Origin of the sequence: Saccharothrix coeruleofusca (assembly GCF_017876325.1) — a bacterium.
Classification (GTDB): Bacteria; Actinomycetota; Actinomycetes; order Mycobacteriales; family Pseudonocardiaceae; genus Actinosynnema; species Actinosynnema coeruleofuscum.
In genome coordinates, this window is sequence record NZ_JAGINV010000001.1 from 6,367,939 (window position 1) to 6,383,804 (window position 15,866).

Consider the following 15,866-nt stretch of genomic DNA (forward strand, 5'->3'; position numbering starts at 1 on the left):
CTGCTCAGGGCCTCTGCAGGGCGTCCTCGGCACCGTACCCGTTGACCAACACCGGGGTCGCCGAGCCCGCGACACCGCGCACGCCCTCCAGCAGGTGCTTGCCGATCAGCGCGTCCTCGGGCAGCGGGATCGGGTACTCGCCGTCGAAGCAGGCCGTGCACAGCCGGGTCTTGGGCTGCTCGCTGGCCGCGACCAGCTCCTCCAGCGACACGTAGCCCAGCGTGTCCGCGCCCACCGAGCGGCGGATGCCGTCCAGGTCCAGGCCGTTGGCGATCAGCTCGGCGCGCGAGGCGAAGTCGATGCCGTAGAAGCACGGCCACTTCACCGGCGGCGACGCGATCCGCACGTGCACCTCGACCGCGCCCGCTTCGCGCAGCATCCGCACCAGGGCGCGCTGGGTGTTGCCGCGCACGATCGAGTCGTCCACGACCACCAGGCGCTTGCCGCGGATGACGTCGCGCAGCGGGTTGAGCTTGAGCCGGATGCCGAGCTGGCGGATGGTCTGCGAGGGCTGGATGAAGGTCCGCCCCACGTAGGCGTTCTTGACCAGGCCCGACCCGTACGGGATGCCGGAGGCCTGCGCGTAGCCGATGGCGGCGGGCGTGCCGGACTCGGGCACCGGGATGACCAGGTCGGCCTCGGCCGGGTGCTCCTTGGCCAGCCTGCGGCCGATCTCCACGCGGGTGGCGTGCACGCCGCGGCCCGCGATCGTGGTGTCCGGGCGGGCCAGGTAGACGTACTCGAAGATGCAGCCCTTGGGCTCGGGGTTGGCGAACCGGCTGGACCGCAGCCCGTTCTCGTCGATGGCGATCAGCTCGCCCGGCTCGACCTCGCGGACGAACGACGCGCCCACGATGTCCAGCGCGGCGGTCTCGCTGGCCACCACCCAGCCGCGCTCGAGGCGGCCCAGCACCAGCGGGCGCACGCCGTGCGGGTCGCGCGCCGCGTACAGCGTGGACTCGTCGGAGAAGGTCAGGCAGAACGCGCCGCGCAGGGTGGGCAGCAGCTCCAGCGCGGCCTGCTCGATGCCCACGTCGGCGGCGGCGGCCGCGAGCAGGCCGCAGACCAGGTCGGAGTCCGTGGTGGCGCCCTGACCGGTGTCCACGCCCGCCTCGCGGGCCCTGGCCAGCAGCTCGGCGGTGTTGACCAGGTTGCCGTTGTGGCCCAGCGACAGGCCGGAGCCGGTGGCCGTGGTGCGGAACGTCGGCTGCGCGTTCTCCCAGGTCGTGGACCCGGTGGTGGAGTAGCGGCAGTGGCCGACGGCGACGTGGCCGCGCAGGGAGGACAGCACCTGCTCGTCGAAGACCTGCGAGACCAGGCCGAGGTCCTTGAAGACCACCACCTGGCTGCCGTCCCCGACGGAGATGCCCGCCGCCTCCTGACCGCGGTGCTGCAGCGCGTACAGCCCGTAGTAGGTCAGCTTGGCGACTTCCTCACCCGGCGCCCACACACCAAAAACCCCGCACTCTTCGCGGGGTTCGGGTTCGGGCTTTTCGGATTCGGTGCGGCCGGCGTCAGATTGGTCGGTGACCACCGAGTGCTCCCTAGCGACGAAGGCGGGCTGCCTCCCGAGTGTACGGTCCCCGCCGGGTGAACCACCCCCCTCAAGACCCCCCGGACGTGACCAAACGCACTGTTCAGTCCAGTCGGACCGCCCGCAGCAGGCCCTGGTCGCCCTCCGCGCGCAGCGGCAGCCGCCCCCACAGCCCGTAGTGGACGAGCTGGGCCTCGCCCCGGATGGTGAGGTCCACCTCCTCGCCCGGCCAGGCCGCCCGGACCTCGGGCACCTCGCCGGGGGTGAACCGGACCAGCCACGCCTCGGGCACGTCGGTGAGCTGGACCAGCGCGGTGCCCTTGGCGGTCGGCGGCACGTCGGTGGCGTACTTGGCGGCCAGCAGCGTGCCCAGCGCCTCGTCGACGCCGTCCACGGCGAAGTCGGTGTCACCGGCGACCAGCTCGCGCAGCGCCGCCTGCGCGTCCCACCGCCGCAGGTCCAGCTCGTGCGCGATGCGCCGGTGCCACACCCACGCCAGGTCCGGCGCGGCGGGCGAGAACGTCCACGCGGCGCGGTTGCCGGGCACCTCGGGCAGCACCTCGGCCGCCGCCGCGAGCTGGGCGTCCAGGTACTCCAGCGGGACCGCGCCGACCGGCGCGGGCGGCAGCTTGAGCCGCACCGGGCTGCCGCTGCGCAGGTACTCCAGCGAGGTCTCCAGGAACCGCGCCACGTGCAGCGCCAGCTCGGTGAACGTCCAGGCTGGGCAGCTGGGCACCGGGGCCGCCGGGTCGGCCCGGCCGACCGCCGCGCGGAACATCCGCGCCTGCTCGGTGAACACCGCGGTCCACCGCTGGGTCGTCCATCCTCGTGACACGGCGTCCTCCTGTTTCCTCGTGGTCATCGTGCCCCACCGCATGTCCCCCGCAGCGGTTCCCCGCGACACCGGGAACCGCCGCTGCGCCGCGCGCGTCGCAGTCCTGCCCGGTCAGCGCGCGAAGGGTGGGAATCGTGTTCGGTGTTCAGCCAGAGACGTTGCGGACGGCCTCGCGGCAGTTCCACGACGGCGCGGACGCGGCAGGCGACGGGGCCGACCTGGTCTCCATGCTCAGCCTTGACGCGGAGGCGCTCGGCCGGGTTCCCGCCGCCGCCGAGTTCGCCGACGCGCTGGCCCGGTTCGCCGGTGAGCAGTCCGAGGACCTGCGCCGGGGCTCGGCCTGGTACCGGGACGCGGGCGACGGCCTGGCCGAGAACGCCGACTCCTACGCACGGGCCGACGACGACTCCACGCGGGGCTTCACCGCCATCCACCGCGCGTTCGACGGGGGTGCGGCGTGATCGACCCCGAGGTCCTCTACGGGCAGCTCGCCGCCGGTGACGCGGGGCGGGTCGCCGCCGCGGCCGACCCCATCAGCGGCGCGATGAGCGCGATGAGCCGCGCGGGACAGGCGGTCTCGTCCGGCGGCTCCACCGCGACGGCGTCGTGGACCGGCGCCTCGGCGGAGCGGTTCGGCAAGCGCGCCGAGCTGTCGGCGCGCTCGGCGACCGTCGCGCAGGAGCGGCTGGGCGTCGGCGCGGAGGTGGTGCGGGCCGCCGCGCAGGCGTACACGCGGATGCGCGGCAGCGCCGACCAGGTCATCGCGGTCTGGCGCAGCCGCTCGCCGATGCTGGACCAAGCGCAGACCGCCGAGCTCGCGGCGCGCGTCAACGAGTCGCTGACCAACGTCAAGGACGGCTACGAGCGGGTGCTGCGCTCCTACGCCGCCGCGCTGGGCAAGGTGAAACCCGGCTTCGCCGAGGTCGCCGCAGGCGACGCGGGCTGGGACAGCGTGAACGCGCAGCTGCGCGCCACCCCCGCCGTGCCGGGGCCGGGCACGGACCCCCAGCGGGTCGCGGCGTGGTGGAAGTCGCTGAGCAAGGAGCAGCAGGACGAGCTGCTGCGCACCCGGTTCCAGGAGCTGGGGCAGCTGCGCGGGCTGCCGTCGGCGGTGCTGGACCAGGCCAACCGGGCCCGCATCGCGGACGACGCGCAGCGCTTCTCCGCCGAGCGCGACCGCCTGGACGCCCAGCTGGCCGCGCGGGCGCGCGAGCTGGGCCTGGACCCGAACTCGTCGGCGGGGCAGACCGCCCTGCTCAACGACCCCGAGTACGCCTCGCTGATGGAGCGGCGGCAGGAGGCCGCGACCAAGGCCGACAACGCCGCCGCCGTGCGCGAGAGCATCGAGGAGGCCGAGACCATCGCCCGCCGCGAGGGGTGGTTCAACGAGCGCGGCGAACCGGACGTGCGGATCATGGCGTGGGACCCGTACGGCCCGCGCGGCGACGGCGCGACCGCCATCGCCTACGGCAACCCGGACACCGCGCGGAACCTGGCCGTCTGCGTGCCCGGCACCGGGTCCACGCTGGACGGCTTCTCGGTCTCCCAGGCGGGCAACCTGCGCGCGCAGATGGGAGCTGAAGGCAGCGCCACCATCCAGTGGCTCGGCTACGACGCGCCCGGCTGGGCCGTCGGCGAGGTCGACGACCCCGCGCAGGCCAAGGAGGGCGGCGCGAACCTCGTCGCCGACGTGGACGGCTACCGCGCGGCGGGCGCGCCCGGCCAGCACCTGACCGTGATCGGGCACTCCTACGGCTCCACCACCGTCGGCTACGCCGGCATGAACGGCCTGGCCGCCGACGACATCGCGTTCGTCGGCTCGCCCGGCGTGGGCGCGTCCAGCGTCGACCAGCTCTCCGCCGGGCGCGGCCACGTCTACGTCGGCGCGACCGAGCACGACCCGGTCGTGCAGGGCACCAGCTCGGACTGGTTCACCGAGGACGGCTCCTCCACCGGCCCGTACGACCCGGCGTTCGGCGCGAAGACCTTCGGCACCGCCGACCGGTCCTCGATCGAGCACGCCCACTCGGCCTACTACGACCGGGGCACCGAGTCGCTGGAGAACCTGGCCAGGATCGCCAACGGCGACGGCGGCTCGGTCACCGGGCAGGAGTGGCACGACAGCCCGCTCGGCCCGGCGCTGCCCGGCTCGGGCGTCCCGGTGGTCGGCCCGGTGCTGGACGTGGTCAGCGGCACCGCGGCGGGCGCCGCCGACCTGGTGGGCGACCTCGGCGGCGGCCTGTGGGAGGCGGGCCGGGACGCCGTCGCGGGCCGGTGGTCGGAAGCGGGCGGAGGGCTGCTCAGCACCGGCAAGGAGGCGCTGAGCGACGTGGGCGACGTGGCCGTGGGCGCGGTCGGCGACGTGGTGGAGTTCGGCCGCGACGTGGTCGAGGGCGCGGGCGGCCTCTGGGACAGCACGGTCGGTTCTTGGTTCTAGGCCTCGCGGCAGGGGCCGACGGTCGTCGTGGGGTCCACGCCGTCCAGGCCGTTGTCGTCGCTCTGCCGCACCCGGCAGAGCACCCGGTCACCGACCGCGACGCCCTCCGGGAACTGGTCGATGTCGGCCCCGGTGGTCTGCAGGCCGCGCACCGAGTCGGGCACTTCCTGGTCCAGCGCCAGCACGACGTGCTCGGGCTTCCGCTCGCCCATGGACTCGTAGGGCGGGGCGATCCGGGTGACCTCGAACCGCACCTCGCCCTCCCACTCGCTGCCGCACCCGGCGAGCGCAAAGCCGAGCGCGAGCACCACGACGCACACCCTCTTCACCCGGTCGAGGGTAGCGCCCCACCTGCAAGTACTACCCGACGAACTCGCGAGGGCCGGTAACCACTACCCGGAGGTGCGATTCGCGCGGATCAGAAGCGCAGGACGGGGAGGAGGGGGGACAGGTCGGCCCGGCTGCCGGAGGCGGTGACGCGGGCGTCGTCCAGCGCGGCGGCCCAGTCCAGGCGGCCGGTGGCCAGCTCCAGCCACGTCCGGGGATCGGTCTCCACCACGTTCGGCGGGGTGCCGCGGGTGTGCCGGGGGCCCGCGACGCACTGCACCGCGGCGAACGGCGGCACCCGGACCTCCACGCTGCGGCCCGGCGCCACCTGCTCCAGGGTGCGCAGGCTCAACCGCACCGCGGCGGCCAGCACCGGGCGCTCCGGCTGGTCGGCCTCACCCGCCAACCAGGGCAGCACGGCTTCGACGGCGGCGCGGGCCTCGCGGGGGTCGACGGGCTTGGACGGCACTCGACCACCCTAACCCCGGCCGCTTCAGCGCTTGGCCTCAGCGCCCGGCTTCAGCGCTTGGCGTCGCGGACGGCCTCGGCCAGCAGCTCGTCGAGCTGGTGGCCGAGCCTGCGGGCGTCGGTGGGCGTGAAGGTGCTCCACGGCTCCGTGCCGCCGGAAGCCCGCCGCTGCTGGAGGTAGCGGCCCTCCTCGGTGTCGAAGAAGGCGACCACCCGGTCCGGGCGGCAGCGCTTGCCGTACCGGTCGCGGACCGCCGCGCCGAAGTTCCCGGTGTGCACCAGGCCGGTGAACATCTTCGCCAGCGTGGCCGCGTCCTCCTGCCGCACACCGCGCTCGCGCAGCGCCGACTCCAGGCCCTTGGGCGTGCCGTCGGAGCCCTTCACGGCGGCTTCCAGGTCGGCGCTGGGCATGGTCACCGAATGACCGGTGCCCGCCGGGTGGGCGGGCAGCGCGGACAGCACCGCCGTGGGCAGGCCGCTGCCCGCCGCCCGGCGGAACGTGATCTGCCCGTCGGTCAACGTGGCCAGCGCGCCGTCGTCGCCGTTGGCCACGGCCAGCACCCGGACGCTCTTGCCGACCCACAACCGGCCGTCGACCTCGCGCTCGGGCCGCACGAACAACCGCAGCAGGTGGTCCAGCTCCGGGTGCAGCCCGGTCGGGCCACCCAGGCCCCGGCTGCCCACCGCGTGCCACACCCGGCGCTCCAGCTCGGCCCGCTCCTGGTGCGTCTTGCCCGGTGAGGGCACCTTGATGACCAGCGGCATGGGCCCAGCGCCGAGGCGCTCCCAAAGCACGTCGAACTCCTCGGCGGAGAGAGTGATCGGCTCCCGCTCCACCGGTCCCCCGAAGTAGTTCACCTCTGCGGTCTTCCTCCGCTCCAACGAACTCGCGTCCGCGAGCACCGGGTGGTGCTCGCGGACGCGGTCAACTCGACAGGACTCAGACCTCGCCGATCACGGGCGGGGCCACCAGGCGGTCGTCACCGAAGACGTCCTCGGTCTCGACCAGGTAGTCGGCCGCCTTGTGCTCCAGGTCCTCCTCGCCGTTGCCGTGGGCGCCGGGGGCCGCGCCGCCCGCCATGCCCGCGCCGCCACGACCACCGGCCGCGCCACCGGGACCGCCCACGCCCGGCGCGCCGGGGCCGAAGGCGCCCACGCCGGTGGAGCCGCCGCGACCGGGCATCCCCGGCACGCCGGGACCGCCCGGAGCACCGGGCACGCCGCCCGGCATCCCCGGCATCGCGGGCATCCCCGGCCGGTTCATGCCACCGGGGCCGCCAGGACCGCCGGGCACACCGGGCATCCCCGGCATGCCGGGACGGCCCATGCCGGGGCCGCCGGGCACACCGGGACGAGGACCACCGGGGCCGCCGGGCACGCGGGTGTTCGGCGGCAGACCCGGCCGGGGACCGGTCGCCGGGGGCTTCGTGCCGCCGTTGGGCGGCGGCGGGGCCCACGACGGCGGGAACACCGGCGGGTTCATCGGCGGCTTGACCGGGCCGGGCTGCGGGTTGGGCAGCACCGGCTGGTTGACCGGCGGGGCAGGCGTGGGCTGGGCCCACGTCGGGGTGGTGGTGCCGCCACCGCCGCCGGGCGGCGGGGTGTAGCCGGACGGGTTGACCGCCGGGCCGGTCGGCGTGGGCGTGGCCCACGAGGTGCTCGTGGTGCCGCTGCTGTCCGACGGCGCGGTCCAGGTGGGCTTGCTGGTGTAGCCCGCGCTGGTGTCGTTGAAGCTGCCGGGGCCGCCGGGGGCGGGCGTGTCGATCACGACCTGCGGCGGCGGCACGAACTGGCCCAGCGTGTTGCTGTTCCACTCGCTGTTGGACTGGTAGGTGTTCATGACCGCGATGGCCTTCTGCTCAGCGTTGTCCTGAGCGGCTTCCTGGGCCTCGTGGTCCTTCTGCTGCTGGATGACGTGCATCATGCCGAACGGTCCGGTGAGCGCGCCGAGCACCTTCTCACCGGTGGACGGCGCCTCGGTGGTGACCGGGACGGGCTCGGGCATCTCCTTGCGCGCGTCGGCGATGTACTCCGCCTGCAGCTGCGCGGACGCCTTCATGGTGTCCGAGCCCTGCTGCGCGTCGGAAGCCCACTGGGCCAGCGGCGACAGCGCGGCCTGCGTGGCGTCGGCGGTGCTGCCCTGCCAGTTGGCGCCGATCTTCTCCAGACCTTCGTGGATGGAGGTGTCGATCTCGCCCAGGGCCTCGGACAGCGCCTTCCACTTGTCCTCGACGGGCCGGGAGGCGGCCACGCCCGGACCGCTGTTGATCATCTTGTACAGCTCCGGGTGGGCGTACCCGCGCCAGCGGTGGTCCCCCATGGTCTACGGCCCCCTCTCAGTTGTTGTTGATGCGGCCCCAGACCGCGGAGTTGTCGCCTTCGACCCGGCGGTAGGTGTTCTCGATCTGGGTGAGCTGGTCCACCACGCCCTGCAACTGGTCGCGGTAGGCCAAGATCGCGGTCAGCGCGGCGCTGTCACCGGCTTCGAAGGTGTCCTGGTTGAACTTCTGAGCGGTCTCCTTGCTGACCGGGTCTTCCGCCCACTCGCGCGCCCGCAGCGCCACTTTGGCGTCGCCCAGCTGCGTCTCCAACCGGTCCAGCGCGTCGGTGAACACCTTCCGGGCGGCGGGGATCGCCGAGGGGTCGACGCTCAGCTTCTGCTGCGACCCGCTGTACTCGGGGAGCGGAGCCCGCGTGGACCCCCCACCACCATCCGCGATGAACACGGCACACCCTCCTCAGTGCTGCACTTGCCCCAGCGTGTGCTTGTGGGATGACTGTAACTCCGATGCATGACGCGAACGGGTGGTTCCCGTCAGGAGAAATCGGACTACCTGCTCATCAGGGTCTCGATCGCCGCGCCCGCGATCTGCTGCGCGACCTGGCACAGCTGCGCCTGGCCCGTCTCGCCCCCGCTGTTCGTCTGCACGGCGACCATCTGGCCATCGGAGACATCGATGCCGAGGAAGCAGACGTACTGGTCGTCCTTCGAGGTGCCGACCACGGCGGGGAAGCCGCCGACCTGGAGGTTCTGCGCGTCGCCGAGGAAGCTGCCGTCGGTGTACCACTCGACGCCGGCGGTGGTCGCCGTGGTGATGCCGACCCAGTACTGCCGGTCCTCGCGGCTGATGTTGCACACGGGCGAGTCGTACACGCTGTTGGTGCTCTTGAGCGGGGGCCGGTTCAGGCCGAGCTGCGCCCGCTGCTGCTCGGTGAGCAGGGTGCACGGGTCCACGTCGCGCAGGTTGATCGTCTTGGGTCGGTCGGCGGGGGCCTTGGACGTGCTCGACGGCGCGTCCGACTCCGGCGTGCTCGTCTCCGTCCGCCCGGTGCTCGACCCGGCGGAGGCGTTGCCACCGGTGGTCTCGGAGCAGCCCGCGAGCACGGCGGCGGGGACGGTCACGGCGGCCAGCACGGCCGCGGCACGGTGCCAGGAACTCCGCATGGGGGTAAACGTATCGGATCAGCGCCCGCCGGACGCCCCATTCCGCCCAGCGCCTGCAAGTACTACCCGCCCCTCCGCACGGGGCCGGTATCTACTACCCGGCCCACGGGGTCGGGTAGTAGATACCGGCCCCGATGAGGACGCCGGGTGGTACTTGCAGGCGCGGGTCAGCAGGAAGTGGCGGTGTAGCGGCAGGCGACGACGGCGGGGCGTTCCACCGGGGCACCCGCCTCGATCGACCAGGCCAGGCGGACGTACTGGGCGTGGGTCCACGCCAGCGGGGTCGCCGAGCCGGTGCCCGTGCCGTAGCGCCGGTGCGGCGCGCGGTCGTCCCAGACCTGCTCGGGCAGCATCCGCCCGCTGTTGGCGGTGGAGGCGATGTCGGCCAACCGCTGCCGGGCCGCCCGCCGGTCGCCCAGCAGCAGCTCGTACTCCCCGCGCTCACCGGAGAAGATCGGCCACAACCGGCCGTAGGTGCGTCCCTGGCCGAGGTTCCACGGGCCGCCGTCGGCGCGCTCGCCGAAGCCGTCACCGGTGAACCGGTACCAGAACGGGCCGTTGCGCAGCTGCCGGTCGACCACGGCCACGGTGTTGCGCACCACCGGGTCGTCCGGGGCGCGCAGGCCCAGCCGCACCAGTTCCAGGAAGCTGGGGTCCACCACGGCCCGCTGGTCGATCTCGCCGGGGTTGTTGTCGCCGAGGTTGTACGCGGTGCCCGCGTCCGGCTGCCCGTCCTTGGTCAGCCGCAGGTAGTACGGCTTCGGTCCGTACGGGCCGGTGTTCGTCGCGGTCCACGACTCGATCCGGGCCTCCCACTGGTCGGCGACGGCGAGGTACCGGTCGGCGGCGGTGGTGTCGCCCGCCGCGCGCAGCAGGTCGGCCAGGCACACCAGGCCCGCGACCTCGGCGGCGATGGTCGCGGGCGAGTAGCCGCTCTGGTTCTCCCAGCGCTCCTGCTCGGTGAAGGGGGCGTTGGGGTAGTTCACCATGAACTCCGCCGCCCGCCGCAGACCGTCCAGTGTGGACGGATCGGTGCGACCGAGCAGCCAGGCCAGCAGCATGGGCGCGGCCTGCTCGTCCTGCTGGACGTTGGTCCAGTACGGGGTTCCGTCGACCCTGGTGTTCTGCGGCAGGTGGCCGTCCGGCTGCTGCTGCACGCGCAGCATGTAGTCCAGCGCGCGGTCGGCGGCGGCGCGGTCACCGGCGGCGATCAGCGCGGTCGCGACCTGGTACTGGTCGCGCGGCCAGACCAGGGCGTAGGAGCCGAACTCCGGGGCGATGGTCCGGTCGAAGCCGAACGCCCACGGGAAGCTCGGCGAGGCCACGAACGCGCCGGGGTGGCGCTTGTCCTCCGTCGCCGCCAGAACCATCAGCGACGTGTCGTACAACGCCCGGTCGGCGACCTCCGGGCGCTTGAGGGTCTTGAGGTAGTCGGTCCAGCCCCGGTCGTAGGCGCGGGCGGCGCGGGAGAAGCCCGACTCCAGCGAGGCGCGGGCGGTGCGCGCGGCTTCGGCCCCGGTGCCGCCGAATCCCAGTGCCAGCGTGGTGTCGCGGTGTCGCACGCCGTCCACGCGGAGTTCGCCGGTCTGCACCACGTTGCCCGGTCCCGCCTCCGGGTAGGTCCAGTCCAGCCGCTTGTCGGCCAGGTCGGTCCAGCCGTCGCTGGTGTCGCGGAAACCGTTGGAGGTGGCGGCGAAACCACCTCGGGCGACCAGCGCGCTCGCGCCTGCGGCGTCGGTGGCGACGAGCGCGCCGCCCTCGGTGCGCGCCGAGTCGTCCGCGCCTTCCCGCGACAGCGCCGGGTCGTGCACCGCGTACACCTTCACCGGCCGCTCCGCCTCGACCGCCACGTCCGCCAGCACGGCGGCCCCGGCCGGGTCGGTGGTGTACTCCACCCGCGCCCGCCACCCGGTGCCGCGGAACTCCTGGCGGTACCTCAGGTTCCCGACGGGCGTGGTGCGCGCGTCACCCGTGCGCTCGACGAACGTGCGCCCGTCGGTGACGACTAACTGGAGCTCCCGCGTGGCCGGGGTGCTCAGGTCGGGGTAGAAGACCTCGTTCAGGCCCGTGCGCCCGATGGTGAACCACACCGGGCTGTCCGCGCTCCTCGCGGTGCCGAAGCCCTGCTTGTCGGCGGGTGTGTAGACCGCGGGGGCGCCGGGTGCTCCGGGGGCCGCCGCCAGGGTGCTCGCCAGCATCACCGTGACCAACGACAGTGGGGTCATGCCCACTGGGTGCTCAGCGGCGGGGGCGGCCAAACCGTAGGCTCGACCGGGTGACCGTGGAGTCCGATGTGGACGGGGGTGGCCGGGTGAAGGCGGCGCGGGTGGTGCCCGGCGAGCCCGACGAGTCGGCCGTGGTGGAGCTGGCCGTCCCGGAGCGCCCGGACGAGGTGCTGGTGGAGGGTCTGCTGGTCGGGGTCTGCGGCACCGACGTGGAGATCGTCGAGGACGGCTTCGGCTCCCCGCCGCCCGGCCGGGACGGGCTGGTGCTGTTCCACGAGTCGCTGGGCCGGGTGCTGTCCGCCCCGGAGGGCTCCGGGTTCGCGCCGGGCGACCTGGTGGCCGGGGTGGTGCGGCGGCCCGACCCGGAGCCGTGCCCCGCGTGCGCGGCCGACGCCTGGGACTTCTGCCGCAACGGCCGGTACCGGGAGCGCGGCATCAAGGAGCTGGACGGGTACGGGATGCAGCGGTGGAGCGTGCCGCCGGAGTTCGCGGTGCCGCTGGACGCCTCGCTGGGTGACGCGGGCGTGCTGCTGGAGCCCGCTTCCGTGGTGGCCAAGGCGTGGGCGCAGGTGGAGCTGCTGTGCTCCCGCGCGTTCGTGCCCGCCCGCTCGGCGCTGGTGGTCGGGGCGGGGCCGATCGGCCTGCTGGCGGCCATGCTGGGCGTGCAGCGCGGGCTGGACGTGCACGTGGTCGACCGGGTCACCGACGGGGTGAAGCCGGACCTGGTGCGGGCGCTGGGCGCTTCCTACCACCCGTCGCTGGACCGGGTCGCCGCCGAGGTGGACGTGGCGATCGAGTGCACCGGGGTGGCCGAACTGGCCTGGGAGTGCGTGTCCCGCGCGTCGGTGGCGGTGCTGGCGGGCATCTCCGGCGACGAGCAGACGGCGGCGCTGTCGCGACAGGTGTTCGACGGCATCGTCATGGGCAACAAGGCCGTCGTGGGCACGGTCAACGCCGGGCCGCGCGACTACCGCACCGCCGCCGCCGCGCTGGCCCGCGCGGACCACTCCTGGCTGTCCGGGCTGATCACCCGGCGGGTGCCGCTGGACCGCTTCACCGAGGCGTTCGAGAAGCACGAGGACGACGTGAAGGTGGTCGTGGACCTGCGGTGATCCACGGGCGGTGATCTCCGCCACGCTGCCTGGCGACCTCCTTGCCGAACGCCTGATCATCTTGTTAGCACTCTCCTTGCAAGAGTGCCAAACGTTCGAGGTGCAGAGCTGCTGGAGGTTCCGGTGGGTCGCGACTCGTCCCACTCCCCGCGCACCGCCGATCCGCTGCGGATCGCGCTGGTCGCTCCCCCCTACTTCGACGTCCCGCCCAGCGCCTACGGCGGCGTCGAGGCCGTGGTGGCCGACCTGGCCGACGCGCTGGTGGCGCGCGGTCACCGGGTCACCCTCGTCGGCGCGGGCCGTGACGGCACCGCCGCCCGGTTCGTCCCCGTGTGGGACCGCACCGTCCCCGAACGGCTGGGTGAGCCGTTCCCCGAGGTGATGCACGCGCTGGCCACCCGCCGCGCGGTCGAGGACCTGATCCGCACCGAGGGTCTGGACGTGGTGCACGACCACACCCTGTCCGGCCCGCTCAACGCCGCCGGTTACGCCGCGGCGGGCGTGCCCACCGTGGTCACCGTGCACGGCCCGGTCGACGACGACCTGGGCAGGCTCTACCGGGGCCTCGGCCAGGACGTGCACCTGGTCGCGATCAGCGACCGGCAGCGCGAACTGGCCCCGGACCTGAACTGGACCGCCACCGTGCACAACGCGCTGCGCCTGGCCGACTGGCCCTTCCAGCGGCAGAAGGAGGACTACGCGCTGTTCCTGGGCCGGTTCCACCCGCAGAAGGCGCCGCACCTGGCGCTGGAGGCCGCGCACGCCGCCGGCCTGCCGCTGGTGCTGGCGGGCAAGTGCGCCGAGCCGATCGAGAAGGAGTACTTCGAGCGCGAGGTGCGTCCCCGGCTCACCGAGCGCGACCACGTCTTCGGCGTCGCCGACGCCACCGCCAAGCGCGAGCTGCTGCGCAAGGCGCGCTGCCTGCTGTTCCCGATCCGCTGGGAGGAGCCGTTCGGCATGGTCATGATCGAGGCCATGGCGTGCGGCACCCCGGTGGTGGCGCTGCGGGCGGGCGCGGTGCCCGAGGTCGTCGCGCACGGGGTCACCGGCTTGATCTGCGACGATCCCGGCGAACTGCCCCGGGCGCTGGCGGACGTGCGCGACCTGGACCCGGACGCCTGCCGGGCGCACGTGGCCGCGCACTTCGACGTGGACAACCTGGCGGCGGGCTACGAGGCCGCGTTCCGCAAGGCCGTGCAGGCGCACCGGATGTCCCCGGCGGGCAGCCTGGACCTGCTGCGCCGCGACTACGCCGCGCTGGACTCGGCGCTGGACGACACGGCACTGGACCACACCGGGCTGGACCACACCGGGCTGGAGGCCGCGTCGGGAGACCGGGCATGAGCGCGCCGGAGCCGTTCAACGCGGGCGAGCCCGCGCTGGCCGCGGACGCGGGCGGCACGGTCACCCTGGTCGAGGGCAGCACGTTCTGCCTGTCCGCGAGCACCGGCGACATCCAGCCGGGCAGCACCCACGGGTTCTACTTCCGCGACGCCCGGCTGCTCTCGCGCTGGGAGCTGCGGGTGGACGGGCACGCGCCGCACCCGCTGTCGGTGACCGGGCCGGAGGCGTTCGCCGCCCGGTTCGTGCTGCGCAGGCCGCCCAAGGGCGGCCTGGCCGACAGCACCCTGCTGGTGGTGCGGGAGCGCCTGGTCGGCGACGGCCTGCGGGAGACCATCACGCTGGACAACCTCGGCCGCGAGGCCACCGCGGTGACCCTGGTGCTGCACGTGGACGGCGATTTCGCCGACCTGTTCGCGGTCAAGGAGGGCCGGGTGGGCGGCTCGTCGGCGGAGGCCACCGCGGCGGGCTCGGACCTGCTGCTGCGCGACCGGGGCGACGCCGCGCGCGGCCTGGTGGTCTCCGCCACCGGCGACCCGCTGGTGGCGCCGGGCGCGCTGAGCTGGCGGGTGGTGGTGCCCGCGCGCGGGCGCTGGTCGACCGAGATCATCGCCTCGCCGAGGGTGGCCGACCGCCGGGTGGAGCCGCAGTTCCGCCGGGGCGAGCGGGTGGAGAGCAGCGGCCCGGCGCGCAAGATCAAGGCGTGGCGGCGGGCCAGCACCACCGTCGCGGCCGACGACCCGGCGCTGACCGCGGTGCTCCGGCGCACCGAGAGCGACCTGGGGGCGTTGCAGATCCACGACCCCAGCCGGGGCGGGCGCCCGTTCGTCGCGGCGGGCGCGCCGTGGTTCATGACCCTGTTCGGCCGGGACAGCCTGCTCACCGCGTGGATGACGCTGCCGCTGGACGTGGGCCTGGCGCTGGGCACGCTGCAGACGCTGGCCGAGGCGCAGGGCCGCACCACCGACCCGCTGACCGAGGAGGAGCCCGGCCGCATCCTGCACGAGCTGCGGCTGGGCCCGGACAGCGGCCGGGTGCTGGGCGGCAACCACTACTACGGCACCGCCGACGCCACCCCGCTGTTCGTCGCGCTGCTGGCCGAGTGCCTGCGGTGGGGCGCGGACGCCGACGCCGTGCGGGCGCTGCTGCCCGCCGCCGACGCCGCGCTGGCCTGGGTGGACCGGCACGGCGACCGGGACGGCGACGGGTTCGTGGAGTACCAGCGCGCCACCGACCGGGGCCTGCTCAACCAGGGCTGGAAGGACAGCTTCGACGGCATCAACCACGCCGACGGGCGGCTGGCCACCGGTCCCATCGCGCTGTGCGAGGTGCAGGGCTACGTCTACGCCGCGCGGCTGGCCCGCGCCGAGCTGGCCGAGACCTTCGACGACCCGGCGACCGCGGCCCGCCAGCGCGAGCTGGCCGCGCGGCTGCGCGAGCGGTTCGCCGAGGCGTTCTGGCTGCCCGAGCGCGGCTGGTACGCCGTGGCCCTGGACGGCGGCAAGGCCAAGGTGGACGCGCTGACCAGCAACGCCGCCCACGCGCTGTGGTCGGGCATCGCGCTGGACGAGCACGCCGCGGTGCTGGTGGAGCGGCTGGCCGACGCGAGCATGGACAGCGGCTACGGGCTGCGCACGCTGAGCGCGGAGATGGGCGCGTACAACCCGATGAGCTACCACAACGGCTCGATCTGGCCGCACGACACGGCCATCGCCGTGGCGGGCCTGCTGCGCTACGCCCACCTGCCCGGCGCGGTGGAGCTGGCCGAGCGGCTGGCGGGCGGCCTGCTGGACGCGGCGGGCGCGTTCGGCGGGCGGCTGCCGGAGCTGTTCTGCGGGTTCGCCCGCGACCGGTTCTCCCCGCCGGTGCCCTACCCCACCTCGTGCTCGCCGCAGGCGTGGGCCAGCGCCGCGCCGCTGCTGCTGGTGCGCGCGTTCCTGGGGCTGGAGCCGGACGTGCCCCGGCGGGAGGTGGCGCTGCGCCCGCACGTGCCCGCGCGCTGGGGTTCGCTGCGGCTGTCCGAGCTGCGGCTGGGGCAGGTGGTGGTGGACGTCTCGGCGCGGGGGACCGACGCGGAGCTGCGCGGCCTGCCCGACTCGTGGCGGGCGCGGGTGGGCTGAGCCGCGCCCGGCGGCGTCGGGT

General features: G+C 74.3%; 14 protein-coding genes. 5 read left to right on the forward strand and 9 right to left on the reverse strand.

What is annotated here, in order from left to right; all coding sequences use genetic code 11:
* Positions 1 to 4 precede the first annotated feature (4 nt).
* Together purF and JOF41_RS29155 are read right to left on the reverse strand one after the other, a co-directional pair.
* On the reverse strand, positions 5 to 1,534 hold the full coding sequence (gene purF, locus JOF41_RS29150; RefSeq protein ID WP_189227026.1) for an amidophosphoribosyltransferase: 1,530 nt from the start codon (positions 1,532 to 1,534) through the stop codon (positions 5 to 7).
* A gap of 103 nt (positions 1,535 to 1,637) precedes the next feature.
* On the reverse strand, positions 1,638 to 2,396 hold the full coding sequence (locus JOF41_RS29155) for a maleylpyruvate isomerase N-terminal domain-containing protein (RefSeq protein WP_244989724.1): 759 nt from the start codon (positions 2,394 to 2,396) through the stop codon (positions 1,638 to 1,640).
* A gap of 107 nt (positions 2,397 to 2,503) precedes the next feature.
* Between JOF41_RS29155 and JOF41_RS29160 the strand changes: the two genes are divergently transcribed.
* Together JOF41_RS29160 and JOF41_RS38430 are read left to right on the forward strand one after the other, a co-directional pair.
* Positions 2,504 to 2,830, forward strand: a complete 327-nt coding sequence (locus tag JOF41_RS29160) for a DUF2563 family protein (protein WP_209623266.1) — start codon at positions 2,504 to 2,506, stop codon at positions 2,828 to 2,830.
* Positions 2,827 to 4,806 (forward strand): alpha/beta hydrolase, encoded by a 1,980-nt coding sequence (locus JOF41_RS38430; RefSeq protein ID WP_307867560.1) that lies wholly within the window; start codon positions 2,827 to 2,829, stop codon positions 4,804 to 4,806. Before JOF41_RS29160 ends, JOF41_RS38430 begins: the two co-directional genes overlap by 4 nt.
* On the opposite strand, the gene JOF41_RS29170 is transcribed toward JOF41_RS38430, so the two are convergent.
* From JOF41_RS29170 to JOF41_RS29200, 7 genes are all read right to left on the reverse strand, one after another.
* Entirely contained in the window at positions 4,803 to 5,135 is a 333-nt protein-coding gene (locus tag JOF41_RS29170; RefSeq protein ID WP_189227024.1) for a hypothetical protein, read from the reverse strand. The two genes, JOF41_RS38430 and JOF41_RS29170, sit on opposite strands and share 4 nt — an antisense overlap.
* A gap of 89 nt (positions 5,136 to 5,224) precedes the next feature.
* Positions 5,225 to 5,602, reverse strand: a complete 378-nt coding sequence (locus JOF41_RS29175) for a sterol carrier family protein (protein ID WP_189227023.1) — start codon at positions 5,600 to 5,602, stop codon at positions 5,225 to 5,227.
* 50 nt (positions 5,603 to 5,652) lie between these two features.
* Positions 5,653 to 6,459 (reverse strand): ESX secretion-associated protein EspG, encoded by an 807-nt coding sequence (locus tag JOF41_RS29180; protein ID WP_189227022.1) that lies wholly within the window; start codon positions 6,457 to 6,459, stop codon positions 5,653 to 5,655.
* 82 nt (positions 6,460 to 6,541) lie between these two features.
* The gene (locus JOF41_RS29185) at positions 6,542 to 7,921 is read right to left on the reverse strand and encodes a PPE domain-containing protein (RefSeq protein ID WP_209623268.1); all 1,380 of its coding nucleotides are present in this window, start codon (positions 7,919 to 7,921) and stop codon (positions 6,542 to 6,544) included.
* A 16-nt stretch (positions 7,922 to 7,937) separates the two neighbouring features.
* Positions 7,938 to 8,327 carry a transcriptional regulator gene (locus JOF41_RS29190; protein ID WP_209623270.1) on the reverse strand — a complete coding sequence of 130 codons (390 nt, stop codon included), beginning with the start codon at positions 8,325 to 8,327 and terminating at the stop codon, positions 7,938 to 7,940.
* 104 nt (positions 8,328 to 8,431) lie between these two features.
* The gene (locus JOF41_RS29195; RefSeq protein WP_209623273.1) at positions 8,432 to 9,046 is read right to left on the reverse strand and encodes a DUF3558 domain-containing protein; all 615 of its coding nucleotides are present in this window, start codon (positions 9,044 to 9,046) and stop codon (positions 8,432 to 8,434) included.
* A gap of 167 nt (positions 9,047 to 9,213) precedes the next feature.
* Positions 9,214 to 11,271, reverse strand: a complete 2,058-nt coding sequence (locus tag JOF41_RS29200; RefSeq protein WP_209623274.1) for a glycoside hydrolase family 15 protein — start codon at positions 11,269 to 11,271, stop codon at positions 9,214 to 9,216.
* A gap of 50 nt (positions 11,272 to 11,321) precedes the next feature.
* Here JOF41_RS29200 and JOF41_RS29205 point away from each other — a divergent pair, with 50 nt between their 5' ends.
* From JOF41_RS29205 to JOF41_RS29215, 3 genes are all read left to right on the forward strand, one after another.
* Positions 11,322 to 12,383 (forward strand): glucose 1-dehydrogenase, encoded by a 1,062-nt coding sequence (locus tag JOF41_RS29205; protein WP_307867561.1) that lies wholly within the window; start codon positions 11,322 to 11,324, stop codon positions 12,381 to 12,383.
* A 123-nt stretch (positions 12,384 to 12,506) separates the two neighbouring features.
* Positions 12,507 to 13,727 (forward strand): glycosyltransferase family 4 protein, encoded by a 1,221-nt coding sequence (locus JOF41_RS29210; protein WP_209623276.1) that lies wholly within the window; start codon positions 12,507 to 12,509, stop codon positions 13,725 to 13,727.
* Positions 13,724 to 15,844: an amylo-alpha-1,6-glucosidase gene (locus tag JOF41_RS29215; RefSeq protein WP_189227017.1), complete on the forward strand. Its 2,121-nt coding sequence runs from the start codon at positions 13,724 to 13,726 to the stop codon at positions 15,842 to 15,844. The genes JOF41_RS29210 and JOF41_RS29215 overlap by 4 nt, the downstream gene beginning before the upstream one ends.
* The last annotated feature ends 22 nt before the right edge of the window (positions 15,845 to 15,866 follow it).

Excerpts from the sequence above, each read along its gene's own strand:
- JOF41_RS29155 (WP_244989724.1), bottom strand. The coding sequence starts at position 2,396 with ATGACCACGAGGAAACAGGAGGACGCCGTGTCACGAGGATGGACGACC.
- JOF41_RS29185 (WP_209623268.1), bottom strand. The coding sequence starts at position 7,921 with ATGGGGGACCACCGCTGGCGCGGGTACGCCCACCCGGAGCTGTACAAG.
- JOF41_RS29195 (WP_209623273.1), bottom strand. The coding sequence starts at position 9,046 with ATGCGGAGTTCCTGGCACCGTGCCGCGGCCGTGCTGGCCGCCGTGACC.
- JOF41_RS29200 (WP_209623274.1), bottom strand. The coding sequence starts at position 11,271 with ATGACCCCACTGTCGTTGGTCACGGTGATGCTGGCGAGCACCCTGGCG.
- JOF41_RS29215 (WP_189227017.1), top strand. The coding sequence starts at position 13,724 with ATGAGCGCGCCGGAGCCGTTCAACGCGGGCGAGCCCGCGCTGGCCGCG.